The 12,806-nt window shown below is 72.2% G+C and carries 10 protein-coding genes; 4 read left to right on the plus strand and 6 right to left on the minus strand.

Features of this window, described 5'->3' with window-relative positions:
• Positions 1 to 53: 53 nt before the first annotated feature.
• Genes pucD through AC3CH1_RS05720 form a run of 3 tightly spaced genes read right to left on the minus strand, consistent with a single transcriptional unit; the run spans position 54 to position 3,960 of the window.
• The gene (gene pucD / locus AC3CH1_RS05710) at positions 54 to 2,471 is read right to left on the minus strand and encodes a xanthine dehydrogenase subunit D (RefSeq protein WP_488461856.1); all 2,418 of its coding nucleotides are present in this window, start codon (positions 2,469 to 2,471) and stop codon (positions 54 to 56) included.
• Positions 2,468 to 3,067: a (2Fe-2S)-binding protein gene (locus AC3CH1_RS05715; protein WP_018956779.1), complete on the minus strand. Its 600-nt coding sequence runs from the start codon at positions 3,065 to 3,067 to the stop codon at positions 2,468 to 2,470. Before AC3CH1_RS05715 ends, pucD begins: the two co-directional genes overlap by 4 nt.
• Positions 3,068 to 3,069: 2 nt before the next feature.
• Positions 3,070 to 3,960 carry an FAD binding domain-containing protein gene (locus AC3CH1_RS05720; protein ID WP_488461857.1) on the minus strand — a complete coding sequence of 297 codons (891 nt, stop codon included), beginning with the start codon at positions 3,958 to 3,960 and terminating at the stop codon, positions 3,070 to 3,072.
• A gap of 338 nt (positions 3,961 to 4,298) precedes the next feature.
• On the opposite strand from AC3CH1_RS05720, the gene AC3CH1_RS05725 reads away from it, so the two are divergent.
• Both AC3CH1_RS05725 and AC3CH1_RS05730 read left to right on the plus strand, forming a co-directional pair.
• Complete coding sequence (locus AC3CH1_RS05725) at positions 4,299 to 6,050, plus strand: PucR family transcriptional regulator (RefSeq protein ID WP_488462156.1); 1,752 nt, start codon at positions 4,299 to 4,301, stop codon at positions 6,048 to 6,050.
• Positions 6,051 to 6,223: 173 nt separating this feature from the next.
• Positions 6,224 to 7,006, plus strand: coding sequence for a hypothetical protein (locus AC3CH1_RS05730; protein ID WP_488461858.1), 783 nt, complete (start codon positions 6,224 to 6,226; stop codon positions 7,004 to 7,006).
• Positions 7,007 to 7,117: 111 nt separating this feature from the next.
• Here AC3CH1_RS05730 and AC3CH1_RS05735 read toward each other — a convergent pair whose 3' ends face one another.
• Positions 7,118 to 7,972 (minus strand): GntR family transcriptional regulator, encoded by an 855-nt coding sequence (locus AC3CH1_RS05735; RefSeq protein ID WP_488461859.1) that lies wholly within the window; start codon positions 7,970 to 7,972, stop codon positions 7,118 to 7,120.
• A 146-nt stretch (positions 7,973 to 8,118) separates the two neighbouring features.
• Between AC3CH1_RS05735 and AC3CH1_RS05740 the strand changes: the two genes are divergently transcribed.
• A complete protein-coding gene (locus AC3CH1_RS05740) occupies positions 8,119 to 8,967 on the plus strand; it encodes a (2Fe-2S)-binding protein (protein ID WP_488461860.1) in 849 nt (282 codons plus the stop codon).
• A gap of 192 nt (positions 8,968 to 9,159) precedes the next feature.
• Positions 9,160 to 10,254 (plus strand): DUF2637 domain-containing protein, encoded by a 1,095-nt coding sequence (locus AC3CH1_RS05745; RefSeq protein WP_488461861.1) that lies wholly within the window; start codon positions 9,160 to 9,162, stop codon positions 10,252 to 10,254.
• Between the two features lie 24 nt (positions 10,255 to 10,278).
• On the opposite strand, the gene AC3CH1_RS05750 is transcribed toward AC3CH1_RS05745, so the two are convergent.
• Positions 10,279 to 10,644: an ATP-binding protein gene (locus tag AC3CH1_RS05750; RefSeq protein WP_488462157.1), complete on the minus strand. Its 366-nt coding sequence runs from the start codon at positions 10,642 to 10,644 to the stop codon at positions 10,279 to 10,281.
• Positions 10,645 to 11,006: 362 nt separating this feature from the next.
• A complete protein-coding gene (locus AC3CH1_RS05755; protein WP_488461862.1) occupies positions 11,007 to 12,749 on the minus strand; it encodes a pyruvate dehydrogenase in 1,743 nt (580 codons plus the stop codon).
• Positions 12,750 to 12,806 lie beyond the last annotated feature (57 nt).

The raw sequence follows: 12,806 nt of genomic DNA on the forward strand, positions 1-12,806 counted from the left end.
GGCCCCGGAAGGCCGCCGGGCGACGACCGGTGGGAGGTCGCCCGGCGGGTCTCTCAGGTGCCGGTGAGGTGTTCGGGCCGCACCGGCGTCCTGTTGAGCTCGAGACCCGTCGCGTTCCGGATCGCCGCGAGGACGGCCGGGGTGGACGACAGGGTGGGGGCCTCACCGATGCCGCGGAGCCCGTACGGGGCGTTCTCGTCGGCGAGTTCGAGCACGTCGACGGGGATGGTCGGCGTGTCGAGGATGGTGGGCAGGAGGTAGTCCGTGAAGGACGGGTTGCGCACCTTCGCGGTCTTCGGGTCGACGATGATCTCCTCCATCACGGCGACGCCCATGCCCTGGAGGGTGCCGCCCTGGATCTGGCCGAGGACGGAGAGCGGGTTGAGCGCCTTGCCGACGTCCTGGGCGCAGGCCAGTTCGATGACCTTGACCAGGCCCAGTTCGGTGTCGACCTCGACGACCGCGCGGTGCGCGGCGAAGGAGTACTGGACGTGGCCGTTGCCCTGTCCGGTGCGCAGGTCGAACGCCTCGGTGGGCCGGTGGCGCCACTCCAGCTCGATGTCGATCGCCTCGTCCTCCAGGACGTCGGCGAGATCGGCCAGCACCTCGCCGCCGTCGGTGACGACCTTGCCGCCCTCCAGGAGGAGTTCGGCGGTGGCCCAGGCCGGGTGGTAGGTGCCGAACCTGGTGCGGCCCAGCTCCAGGACCTTCTCGCGTACGGCTTCGCAGGAGTTCTTGACCGCGCCGCCGGTGACATACGTCTGGCGGGAGGCTGAGGTGGACCCGGCGGAGCCGACCCGGGTGTCGGCGGGGTGGATGGTGACCTGGTTGACGCCGAGTTCGGTACGGGCGATCTGGGCGTGGACGGTGACGCCGCCCTGGCCGACCTCGGCCATCGCGGTGTGCACGGTCGCGACCGGTTCGCCGTTGATGACCTCCATCCGGACCCGGGCGGTGGAGTAGTCGTCGAAGCCTTCGGAGAAGCCGACGTTCTTCAGGCCGACCGCGTAGCCGACACCCCGCACGACGCCCTCGCCGTGGGTGGTGTTGGAGAGCCCGCCGGGCAGCGCGCGGACGTCGACGGAGGTGCCCTCGCTGCCCGCCGCCAGCCACTGCTGCTCGGGCGGCAGCGGCCGGGACTTGACCCGGCGCAGCAGTTCGGCGACCGGGGCCGGCGAGTCGCAGGGCTGTCCGGTGGGCAGCAGGGTGCCCTGTTCCATGGCGTTGAGCTGCCGGAACTCCACCGGGTCCATGCCCAGCTTCGCGGCGAGCTTGTCCATCTGCGCCTCGTAGGCGAAGCACGCCTGGACCGCGCCGAAGCCGCGCATCGCGCCGCAGGGCGGGTTGTTGGTGTAGAGCGCGATCGCCTCGATGTCGACGTCCTCGATGACGTACGGGCCGACCGAGAGCGAGGAGGCGTTGCCGACGACCGCCGGGGAGGCGGAGGCGTAGGCCCCGCCGTCCAGGACGATGCGGCACTTCATGTGCGTGAGCTTGCCGTCCTTGGTGGCGCCGTGCTCGTAGTGGAGCTTCGCCGGGTGCCGGTGGACGTGTCCGAAGAAGGACTCGAACCGGTTGTAGACGATCTTGACCGGCTTGCCGGTGCGGAGCGCCAGCAGACAGGCGTGGATCTGCATCGAGATGTCCTCGCGGCCGCCGAAGGCCCCGCCGACGCCGGAGAGCGTCATCCGGACCTTCTCCTCGGGCAGGCCGAGGACGGGGGCGATCTGGCCGAGGTCCGAGTGCAGCCACTGGGTGGCGACGTACAGCTCGACGCCGCCGTCCTCGGAGGGCACCGCGAGGCCGGACTCGGGGCCGAGGAAGGCCTGGTCCTGCATGCCGAAGGTGTAGTCGCCGGTGACGATGACGTCGGCCCGCTTGGCGGCCTCGTCGGCGTCGCCGCGGATGATCGGCTGGCGGTGCACGATGTTGGGGTGCGGGACGTGGCCGATGTGGTGGTCGTCGCGGCCCTCGTGCACGAGCACGGCGTCGGGAGCGGTCGCCGAGGCCTCGTCGGTGATGAGGGGCAGCTCGCGGTACTCGATCCTGATCTTGGCGGCGGCGCGGCGCGCGGTCTCCGGGTGGTCGGCGGCCACGATGGCGACCGGCTCGCCGTGGTGGCGGACCTTGCCGTGGGCGAGAACGGGGGTGTCCTGGATCTCCAGGCCGTAGTTCTTCATCTCGGCGGGCAGGTCGTCGTAGGTCATCACGGCGTAGACGCCGGATGTCGCCAGCGCCTCGGAGGTGTCGATGGAGACGATCTCGGCGTGCGCGACGGTGGAGCGCAGCGTCTGGCCCCAGAGCATGTCCTCGTGCCACATGTCGGAGGAGTAGGCGAACTCCCCGGTGACCTTGAGGGTGCCGTCGGGGCGGAGCGTGGACTCGCCGATGCCGCCCTTGGTGGGCGAACCCTGGGTGATCTTGGTGGGCGTGCCGGCCGGTGCGGTCCGGGCCCGGGGTGTCGTCGTCATGACTGGACCGCCTCTTCCTGACGGGCGGCCGCGAGGCGGACCGCGTCGAGAATCTTCTCGTAGCCGGTGCAGCGGCAGAGGTTGCCGGAGAGCGCCTCACGGATGTCCTGGTCGGACGGCGAGGGGGTGTTCTCCAGCAGCTCGTCGGCGGCGACCAGGAGGCCGGGGGTGCAGAAGCCGCACTGGACGGCTCCCGCGTCGATGAACGCCTGCTGGATCGGGGAGAGCTCGACGGCCTCGCCGGTCTGGCCGTCGGTGGGCCTGGACTGCCAGCGCTTGGCGGCGTCCAGGCTGGTGCCGCAGGCGCCGGAGGCGCAGCCGCCGCCGGGGTGGGCGTCCTCGCGGTGCTTGGCGTAGTCGGCCAGGCCCTCGACGGTGACGACCTCGCGGTCCTGGACCTGGCCGGCGGCGACGAGGCACGCGCAGACCGGTACGCCGTCGAGGCGGACGGTGCAGGATCCGCACTCGCCCTGCTCGCAGGCGTTCTTGGAGCCGGGCAGGCCCATGCGCTCGCGCAGGACGTACAGGAGGGACTCGCCCTCCCACACGTCGTCTGCTTCCTGCTGACGGCCGTTGACCGTGAAATTGACTCGCATGGTTACGCAGCTCCTTCCAGCGTGCGGCCCGCGCCGCGGTACTGCTCCCAGGTCCAGCCGAGCGTGCGGCGGGCCATGATGCCGACCGCGTGCCTGCGGTACTTCGCCGTGCCGCGCACGTCGTCGATCGGGTTGCAGGCGCCGGCCGCGAGGGTGGCGAACTGCTGGGCGATCGCGGGGGTGATGATCTTGCCGTTCTCCCAGAACCCGCCCTCATCGAGCGCGGCGTTCAGGAACTCCTCGGCCTCCTTGGCCCGGACCGGGGTCGGGGCGGCCGAGCCGATGCCGGTGCGCACGGTGCGGGTCTCGGGGTGCAGGGCGATGCCGAACGCGCAGACGGCGATGACCATGGCGTTGCGGGTGCCGACCTTGGAGTACTGCTGGGGTCCGTCGGCCTTCCTGATGTGCACGGCGCGGATCAGCTCGTCCGGCGCCAGGGCGTTGCGCTTGACCCCGGTGTAGAAGGCGTCGATGGGGATCAGCCGCGTTCCGCGTACGGATTCGGCCTCGACCTCGCAGTCGGCCGCGAGCAGGGCCGGGTGGGCGTCACCCGCCGGCGACGCGGTGCCGAGGTTGCCGCCGACGCCGCCGCGGTTGCGGATCTGCGGGGAGGCGACGGTGTGCGAGGCGAGCGCCAGACCGGGCAGCTCGGTGCGCAGGTGCTCCATGATGCTGCTGTACGGCACGGAGGCGCCGAGCCGCACGCTCTCCTGGCCCACCTCCCACTCGGACAGCTCACCGATGCGGTTCAGGTCCAGGAGGTACTCGGGCCGCCGGTGGTCGAAGTTGATCTCGACCATCACATCGGTGCCGCCCGCGATGGGCACAGCGGTGGGGTGCTCGGCCTTGGCGGCGAGCGCCTCCTCCCAGCTGGCGGGGCGAAGGAAGTCCATGAGTGGCTCTCTTCTTCTCAATCGGGTCGTTCGCCGGGGGGCTGGGGACGGCCGGCCCTCGACTGGCTCGTTCATATGGTGTTCACGTGGTGTGTGGCCCAGTACACAAGCCCTGCTCCTACCGGTGCAGTCACCGAAACACTGAAGGAGTTGGCTGGTGTCCGCCCTCGTCTTGTAGATTCGAACGAATGGCGGGAATCAGTAACCTCGCCGCAATCAACAGATACCCGTATCCCTCACGGCTCCCCCACCCCACGCCCTCCTTCACCCACTTCCACCCCCACCTGCTCCTTCACGAACTTCACCTGCTCCCCTACGGAAAGATCGGCGGCGACGAGATGCGGCTGCGCGCACTGCTGGAGAACGACGCGCTGGGCCTGCGGCTGCTCGGCGGCGAGGACGAGCTGGATCGCTCGGTCCGGGGCGTCATGACGACCGACCTGCGCGATCCCAGCCGCTATCTCTCCGGCGGGGAGCTGGTGCTCACGGGGCTCGCCTGGCGCCGGGACGCGGCGGACTCCGAACCGTTCGTCCGCATCCTGGCGGGCGCCGGGGTGGCCGGTCTCGCGGCCGGCGAGGCGGAGCTCGGCGACATCCCCGGCGATCTGGTCGAGGCGTGCGCGCAGCACCGCCTCCCCCTCTTCGCCGTGAACGAGACCGTTGCTTTCGCGACGATCACCGAGTACGTCGTCCGCCAGGTATCCGGTGAGCGGGCGGGCGACCTGGCGGCCGTGGTGGACCGGCACCGACGGCTGATGACCTCGGGCCCGGCGGGCGGCGGCCCCGAGGTGGTCCTGGACCTCCTCACCTCCGACCTGGACCTGCGGGCCTGGGTCCTCTCCCCCACCGGCCGCCAGATCGCGGGGGCGGGCGCCCCGCTGCCCGGACCGCTGGGCGCGGCGCTGGCCGGGCACCATCTGGCCGCGACCCGTACCGGCCGCCGGGGCCCGCACCGGGCGGCGGTCTCCGGCACGACGTATTCGCTCTTCCCGATCCGGAACACCGGCCGGGGCGCGGTGCCGGCCGCCCGCGACGTTCGGGAATCGGTGCTCTCCGACTGGCTGCTGGCGGTCGAGGCGGACGCCTCGGACTGGCCCGCCGCCCGGCTCGACCTGCTCCAGGGCGTCACCCAGCTGATCGCGGTCGAGCGCGACCGCCGCGACGCGGCCCGTACGGTACGCCGCAGGCTCGCCCAGGAGGTCCTGGAGCTGGTCCAGGCGGGCGCCGCCCCCGCCGAGATCGCGGCCAGGCTGCGGGTCGCCGCGCCGGTCCTGCTGCCCGGCCTCGGCGTGGCCCCGCAGTGGCAGGTCGTGGTGGCCCGGGTCGACTGGAGCGCCGGGGGCCAGGCGGCCGGCGCGGGCGACATCGCGAGCGGTCCGGTGGCCCAGGCGCTGCTGGAGGAGATCCTCGTCGACCCGGCGGTCAGCGGTCCCGACTCGGCCGACCGGATCGCCGTCGCCCACACGGGCGAGGAGGCCATCGCCCTGGTGCCGCTGCCCACGGCCACCACCGCGGCCGCGGGCTCCGGCAAAGGCGCTCCGGGCGAGGCCGCGCGGGCGGACGTCGAGGACGCCGACGCCCTGGACGAGGACCCCGGGCTGCACGCCGACGCGCTGCTCGCCTCCGTGCGCGAACCGCTCTCCGCGGGACTCGCCGACGACGGTCGGCTGACACTGGGTGTCAGCGCGGCCGTGCATTCCGCCGAAGGGCTGCGCGGCGCGCTGGAGGAGGCCCGGCACGCCCGCCGGGTGGCCGCGGCCCGTCCGGGGCGGGTCTGCGCGGCCGGTCACCACGAGCTGGCCTCGCACGTGCTGCTGCTGCCGTTCGTCCCCGACGACGTCCGGCGCGCCTTCACCGCCCGGCTGCTGGACCCGCTGCGCGACTACGACCGGCGCCATCGGGCGGAGCTGATCGAGACGCTGGAGGCCTTCCTGGACTGCGACGGGTCCTGGACCCGCTGCGCGGCCCGGCTGCACCTGCACGTCAACACGTTGCGCTATCGCGTCGGGCGGATCGAGCAGTTGACGGGGCGTGACCTTTCGCGCCTGGAGGACAAGCTCGACTTCTTCCTCGCCCTGCGCATGAGCTGACCTTCGGGCCGCGCGACGGGGGCCCGGTGGGCCCGTCGCGCCCCGGCCGATTGTGAAATCTTTCACCTGACATTGCCCGGACCCCTTGGCCCGGCGTGCCAATCCGTGCTGAGATGCGCCGTACCCAACAGCACAATGGCGCGCTCGGGGAGGGCAATGTGGCGCATACCGCCATGTCTGGTTCCGGAACGACAGCAGATGACGATCCTCCGCTCCAGACCGCGGTATGGCGGCTGCGCTCACGCGCCTGCTGGACGGACGCGGCCGCACTGCTGGAGCACGACGCGAGCACGGAACCGGCCGCCGCTCTCCAGCGCACCGCGCTGCTGACCGAGCGGTGCCTCTACACGGGGGAGGGCTGGACCGACGCCGAGGACGCCCTGCGCACGGCGGAGGCCATCGCCCGCAGCGATGACGAGCGCGGGTCCGCCGCCTCCGAGCGGGGCCATCTGGCGTACGCCTCGACCCTCCTGGCGGTACGGGACCGGGCCGACGAGGCGAGCGTGGCGCTGAGCCGGTCGGCGGCGCTGCTGGCGCCCGCGTCCCCGGCCCGGCCGCTGCTGGACTTCCGGCGCGGGCTGATCGCCCAGAACATCGCGGAGTCGCCGCAGTCGGCGCGCGCCGCGTTCCGCCGGGCGCACGCCGGTGCGGCGAACCGGGGCGACGAGCTGCTCCTCTCGTCCACCTGGCGGCATCTGGCGGCGCTCGCCCTGCGCGAGGGGGAGCTGGCCGAGGCCCGGCACGGCTTCGCGGAGTCCCTGCGGATCCGGGAGGAGCTGGGGTTCCTGGTCGGTACGGCCCCGGCGCTGATCTCCCTCGCGAAGACGGAGGAGGAGCCGGAGGCGGCGCGGCTGCGGGCCGAGGCAGGCCGGCTGTTCCGGCTGCTGGGCGGCGTGCCCACGTGGCTGGCGCCCCACCTGGGCCCCCCGGCCCCGCGCACCGCCGAGGCGAGCTGAGGCAGGTCGCGCCCGGGGAGGGTCCGCGAAGTATCGTCGTCCGTCCTCTTCGCGGGCCGGACGCGACTTTGCGGGCAGGCCCTGGCCCCGGGGCCGCGGACACCGCTCCGGTCAGCCGTCGGCGCCGGCGAAGTGTTCGCGGACCAGGGCCTGGACGACGGCGAGGTCCTGGGAGACGAGGGCGTCGAGCAGGGCGGTGTGCTCGGAGGCGTCGGCCAGCAGGTCGGCCCGGCGGGTCGCGGGGCCCGAGACCAGCGGCCACTGGGAGCGTCGGTGCAGTTCGTCGGCGACGGTCACGAGCTGCTCGTTGTCCGACAGCGCGAGGACCGCGCGGTGGAAGGCCCGGTCGGACTCGGCGTAGGCGGCCCGGTCGCCGACGGCCGCCGCCGTGACCGTGGCCTCCGCCAGCGGGCGCAGACCGCTCCAGCGGTGCGCCGGGACCGTACGGGCCAGGCCCAGCATCACCGGGACCTCGATCAACGCCCGCACCTCGGCCAGTTCGGCCAGTTCGCGGGGGCCGCGTTCGCTGACCCGGAAGCCGCGGTTCGGCACGACCTCGACGGCTCCCTCGACGGCCAGCCGCTGCATGGCCTCGCGCACCGGCGTGGCGGAGACGCCGAAGCGGGCGCCGAGCGCGGGGGCGGAGTACACCTGGCCGGGCACCAGCTCACCGTCGACGAGGGCGGCGCGCAGGGCGTCCAGGATCTGGCCGCGGACGGAGTGGCGCTGGACGACGGCGCGCGGCGCGGGAGGCTCACCGTGGGTGTGCTCGCCCCGGGCCGCCTGTTCCCCCTCGGCCGGGCGCCCGCCGGTCCGTTGGGCTCCCGCCTGCTCGCATCCGGCCCGCTCGCCCCGGGCCTGTTCCGGCACCCGGCACTCCGGCGTCCGGCCTTCCGCCCGGGTGCGCGGGAACGCTCCCAGGGCGTACGCCTGACGTGCGCTCTCGCGCGCGCTGCCCTGCTCCACCCGGACCTCCTCCGCCTGCCACGGGCCGACTCGCGTGCGCCGGACCTCCTGTGCACGATAGAGGGAGGAGGCTGCGGTTCAAACATCGATGGCATCGGGTAAGGTAAGCCTTACCTGCAAACGATCCCGATTCGGTGGTCCCCTGCATGACCCTCTCCCCGCCGTTCACCGGCACCGCGACGTCCCCCGTGACCGCCGCGTACACCCGCCTGACCGAGGTGTTCCCCGGGCTGCGGGCCGACGTGCTCGAAGGCGACGCCGTGGCCCCGTCCGGAGCGGGCTGGGTCGGCGCGGCGGAGCTGGCCGCCGGTGGCCCCGCCGTGGACGCCTTCCTCGCCTGGGACGACGCCCAGGTGCTGCGTGACTACGGGCAGCAGGCCCGTCCGGACGTGGTGGCGAGCTTCGGTCTCCACCGGTACGCCTGGCCCGCCTGTCTCCTGGTGACGGTCCCCTGGTTCCTGCAGCGCCGGGTGCCGCGGATCCCGGTGGAGGACGTGGCCTTCCAGCGGGCGCTGGGGCATCTGACCGTGCGGGTCCGGGAATTCGCCTGCCTGCCGGACGACCCGGCCGCCACCCTGCCCGGGGCCCGGGTCGTCGCGGACGAGGCGGCGCTGCGGGCCGAGGTCCTGGCCTCCCTGACCGAGCACCTCGGTCCGGTGCTGGAGGGCTTCGGGCCGCGCATGCGGCGCGGGAAGCGGGCCCTGTGGGGGATGGCGACCGACGAGATCGTCGAGGGCCTCTGGTACGTCGCGCATCTGCTGGGCGAGGAGCGCCGCGCCATGGCCGAGCTGGAGCTGCTGCTCCCCGGCACGACCAAGCCGTACGTCGGCACCGCCGGCTTCCGCGAGCTGGCCGGACCCGACGGCCGGTCGCTGCCGACCCGGGACCGGGCGAGCTGCTGCCTCTTCTACACGCTGCGCCCCGAGGACACCTGTGTGACCTGTCCGCGTACCTGTGACACGGACCGGGTGCGAAAGCTCGCCGCAGCTTCCTGATCCACACCGCCCGTCCGGATGACGCGGAATCGAACGCGACCCGGCTCGATCGAGTGATCGTTCGAGAAGATTCCACCCATCGATAGCCTCTCCCACCCCCATGGCGTGCTCTTGTCCCGAAACCACCGGAGCGGGACGGGAATTCCGTCACGATGGCGCACGAAACGCCCTACGTGACGCAAGGGACCGCGCATGAGACTGACCGACATATCGCTTGACTGGCTGCTTCCGGGCGCCGTACTGCTCGTGGGGGTCATGGCGGCGGTGACGGTGGTCGCACGCGGCAAGCGTGCCGCCGGCAAGGCCGCGGCCGACGACTCCTGGGAACGCAGCGAGGAGCGCCGCAGACGCAAGGAAGCGCTGTACGCCACCGCCAGTTACGTCCTGCTGTTCTGCTGCGCGGCGGTCGCCGCCGCGCTCTCCTTCCACGGGCTCGTCGGCTTCGGCCGACAGAACCTGAACCTCACCGGAGGCTGGGAGTATCTGGTCCCGTTCGGGCTGGACGGGGCCGCGATGTTCTGTTCCGTGCTGGCCGTACGGGAGGCGAGCCACGGAGACGCGGCGCTCGGCTCCCGGCTGCTGGTGTGGACGTTCGCCGGGGCCGCCGCCTGGTTCAACTGGGTGCACGCCCCCCGGGGCATGGACCACGCGGGCGCTCCGCACTTCTTCGCGGGGATGTCCCTCTCGGCCGCGGTGCTCTTCGACCGCGCCCTGAAGCAGACCCGCCGCGCCGCGCTCCGCGAACAGGGCCTGGTACCCCGGCCGTTGCCGCAGATCCGCATCGTCCGCTGGCTGCGGGCCCCCAGGGAGACCTTCGGCGCCTGGTCGCTGATGCTCCTGGAGGGCGTCCGCACCCTGGACGAGGCGGTGGACGAGGTGCGGGAGGACCGCAGGGAGCGTGAGCAGGACCGGCTGCGCCGACGCGACCAGGAGAAGCTGGACCGGGCCCGTATCAAGGCCCTGAACCGGCAGAACCGGGTCTGGGGACGCGGTGGACGGGGCGGCCGACAGCTGGACGTGCCCGCCCTCGCCGCGGGCGGCGCGGCGCCGGCCGTCGCGGAGCCCGCCATAACAGAGCCGGGTCAGCTGCCTCTGCGACCCCGGCCATCCCTGCAAGCCGTCGGCCCGAAGCAGGCGGACGGTTCGAGCTCGAAGAGCCTGGACGCTTCGAGCCGGGGAAGTGACCCGCGGACCGTCGACCTCACCGCCGAGGACGACACCCAGACACTCCCCCGGCTCGACTCGCTGGAACAGAAACTGAAGGATCTGGAGCAGCAGTTCGGCTGAGAGCACCGCGCGGCGGAGGGCTCCTCAGGGCCTTTTGCCGTGCAGCTCGAACCAGACGACCTTGCCCAGGGCCTGTGCCTCCACGCCCCAGGCGTCGGCCAGGCTCCGGACCAGGATCAGGCCCCTGCCGTGCGTACCGTCGTCGGCGTTCGGTACGTACGGCGCGGGCAGATCCTCCGAGGCGAAGTCCTGGACCTCCACCCGCAGTCGGGCCGGCGTCGCCGTGGCGGTGACCACGGCCCCGTGCCGGGTGTGGATGAGAGCGTTGGTCACCAGCTCGCTCACCAGCAGCTCCGCGGCCTCGGTCCGCTCCTCGTCGGAGCTGTCCCGGAGGAACTCCCTCAGCTCCCGGCGCACTTCGCCCACCGCCGACCGTTCGGTGTGGCCCACCCTGCGGCGCATCCGGGTCGGCGGTGGCGCCTCGCCCGGTCTCCGGCCCCGGGGGCCACGCCCCTCTATGACCGCGGTCCTTCTCTGACGCTTCGCCATCTCCCCCGCCCGCACAGCGCACCGACCTCCTCTGATCCGGCCGCTCGTCGAACAGCCTCACGGGATGCATGCCCCTGTACGTACACGGTCACGCTTGGCGACTCGTCAAGAGGTGAACGGTCAGGAGCGGCGAGGGGCGCACGGAACATCTCCCCCGCGCACGCCATCACCGCATGGGCGCAGCTCCGGTCAGCGTGCGGCGCATGCACCTGAGTTGCCATGCGCGCCCGGTTCCACGGGGTCGGGCCGACCCCCCGCCCGGCTCAAGGGCGGGGCACGTTACGGAGGTTGGAGCGGGCCATCTGGAGCATCCGGCCCACTCCGCCGTCCAGCACGATCTTGCTCGCGGAGAGCGCGAAGCCGGTGACCATGTCCGCGCTGATCTTCGGCGGGATGGAGAGCGCGTTCGGGTCGGTGACCACGTCGACGAGCGCGGGGCCCTTGTGCTTGAAGGCGTCCTTGAGCGCGCCCTGCAACTGCTTGGGCTTCTCCACGCGTACGCCGTAGGCGCCGGCCGCGCGCGCGATGGCGGCGTAGTCGGTGTTCGCGTTGTCCGTCCCGTACGACGGCAGGCCCGCCACCAGCATCTCCAACTCGACCATGCCGAGCGAGGAGTTGTTGAACAGGACGACCTTCACCGGCAGGTCGTGCTGGACCAGGGTGAGGAAGTCGCCCATCAGCATGGAGAATCCGCCGTCGCCGGACATCGCGACGACCTGCCGGTTCCGGTCGGTGAACTGTGCGCCGATCGCCTGCGGCAGGGCGTTGGCCATCGAGCCGTGGCTGAACGAACCGATCACCCGACGCTTGCCGTTCGGCGTCAGATAGCGGGCGGCCCACACGTTGTTCATCCCGGTGTCGACGGTGAACACGGCGTCCTCGTCCGCCATCTCGTCCAGCACGGAGGCGACGTACTCGGGGTGGATCGGGACGTGCTTGTCGACCTTGCGGGTGTAGGCCTTGACCACGCCCTCCAGGGCGTTCGCGTGCTTCTTCAGCATCCGGTCGAGGAACTTGCGGTCGGACTTGGGTTTCACGCGGGGCGTCAGGCAGCGCAGGGTCTCGCGCACATCGCCCCAGACCGCGAGGTCGAGCTTGGAGCGGCGGCCGAGGTGCTCGGGGCGCACATCGACCTGGACGATCTTCACGTCGTCCGGGAGGAAGGCGTTGTACGGGAAGTCCGTGCCGAGCAGGACGAGAAGGTCGCACTCGTTGGTCGCCTCGTACGCGGCGCCGTAGCCGAGCAGCCCGCTCATCCCGACGTCGTACGGGTTGTCGTACTGGATCCACTCCTTGCCGCGCAGCGCGTGCCCGACCGGGGACTTGATCTTCTCGGCGAACTCCATGACCTCGGCGTGCGCCCCGGCCGTGCCGCTGCCGCAGAACAGCGTCACCCGTTTGGCCTCGTCGACCATGCGGCAGAGCTTGTCGATCTCGTCGTCGCCGGGCCGTACGGTCGGCCGCGCGGTGACGAGGGCGTGCTCGATGCTCTTCTCGGGGGCGGGCTTGGAGGCGATGTCGCCCGGCATCGAGACGACGCTGACGCCGCCGCGCCCGATGGCGTGCTGGATCGCCGTCTGGAGCAGCCTCGGCATCTGCTCCGGGTTGGAGATCATCTCGTTGTAGTGGCTGCACTCCTGGAACAGCAGCTCCGGATGGGTTGCCTGGAAGTAGCCGAGACCGATCTCGCTGGAGGGGATGTGCGAGGCGAGGGCCAGCACCGGGGCCATCGAGCGGTGCGCGTCGTACAGGCCGTTGATGAGGTGCAGGTTGCCCGGCCCGCAGGAGCCGGCGCAGGCCGCTAGCTCGCCGGTGACCTGCGCTTCCGCCCCGGCCGCGAAGGCGGCGGTCTCCTCGTGGCGGACGTGGATCCAGTCGATGGCCGGGTTACGCCGGATGGCGTCCACGACGGGATTCAGGCTGTCGCCGACGACGCCGTACAGGCGTTTGACGCCTGCCCTGGCGAGGATGTCGACGAACTGCTCCGCCACGTTCTGCTTGGCCATGGGTGCGCACCCTTCCTTGCCCGTGCTCCGTGCACTTCGGTTGTCCGGACTCCGGAG

The organism is Streptomyces sp. MGP-P1 (genome assembly GCF_057766565.1).

Bases quoted from the DNA above. Each gene is read 5' to 3' on its own strand.
- pucD (WP_488461856.1), bottom strand. From the start codon at position 2,471: ATGACGACGACACCCCGGGCCCGGACCGCACCGGCCGGCACGCCCACC.
- AC3CH1_RS05745 (WP_488461861.1), top strand. From the start codon at position 9,160: ATGAGACTGACCGACATATCGCTTGACTGGCTGCTTCCGGGCGCCGTA.
- AC3CH1_RS05725 (WP_488462156.1), top strand. From the start codon at position 4,299: ATGCGGCTGCGCGCACTGCTGGAGAACGACGCGCTGGGCCTGCGGCTG.
- AC3CH1_RS05730 (WP_488461858.1), top strand. From the start codon at position 6,224: ATGTCTGGTTCCGGAACGACAGCAGATGACGATCCTCCGCTCCAGACC.
- AC3CH1_RS05755 (WP_488461862.1), bottom strand. From the start codon at position 12,749: ATGGCCAAGCAGAACGTGGCGGAGCAGTTCGTCGACATCCTCGCCAGG.
- AC3CH1_RS05720 (WP_488461857.1), bottom strand. From the start codon at position 3,960: ATGGACTTCCTTCGCCCCGCCAGCTGGGAGGAGGCGCTCGCCGCCAAG.
- AC3CH1_RS05740 (WP_488461860.1), top strand. From the start codon at position 8,119: ATGACCCTCTCCCCGCCGTTCACCGGCACCGCGACGTCCCCCGTGACC.
- AC3CH1_RS05715 (WP_018956779.1), bottom strand. From the start codon at position 3,067: ATGCGAGTCAATTTCACGGTCAACGGCCGTCAGCAGGAAGCAGACGAC.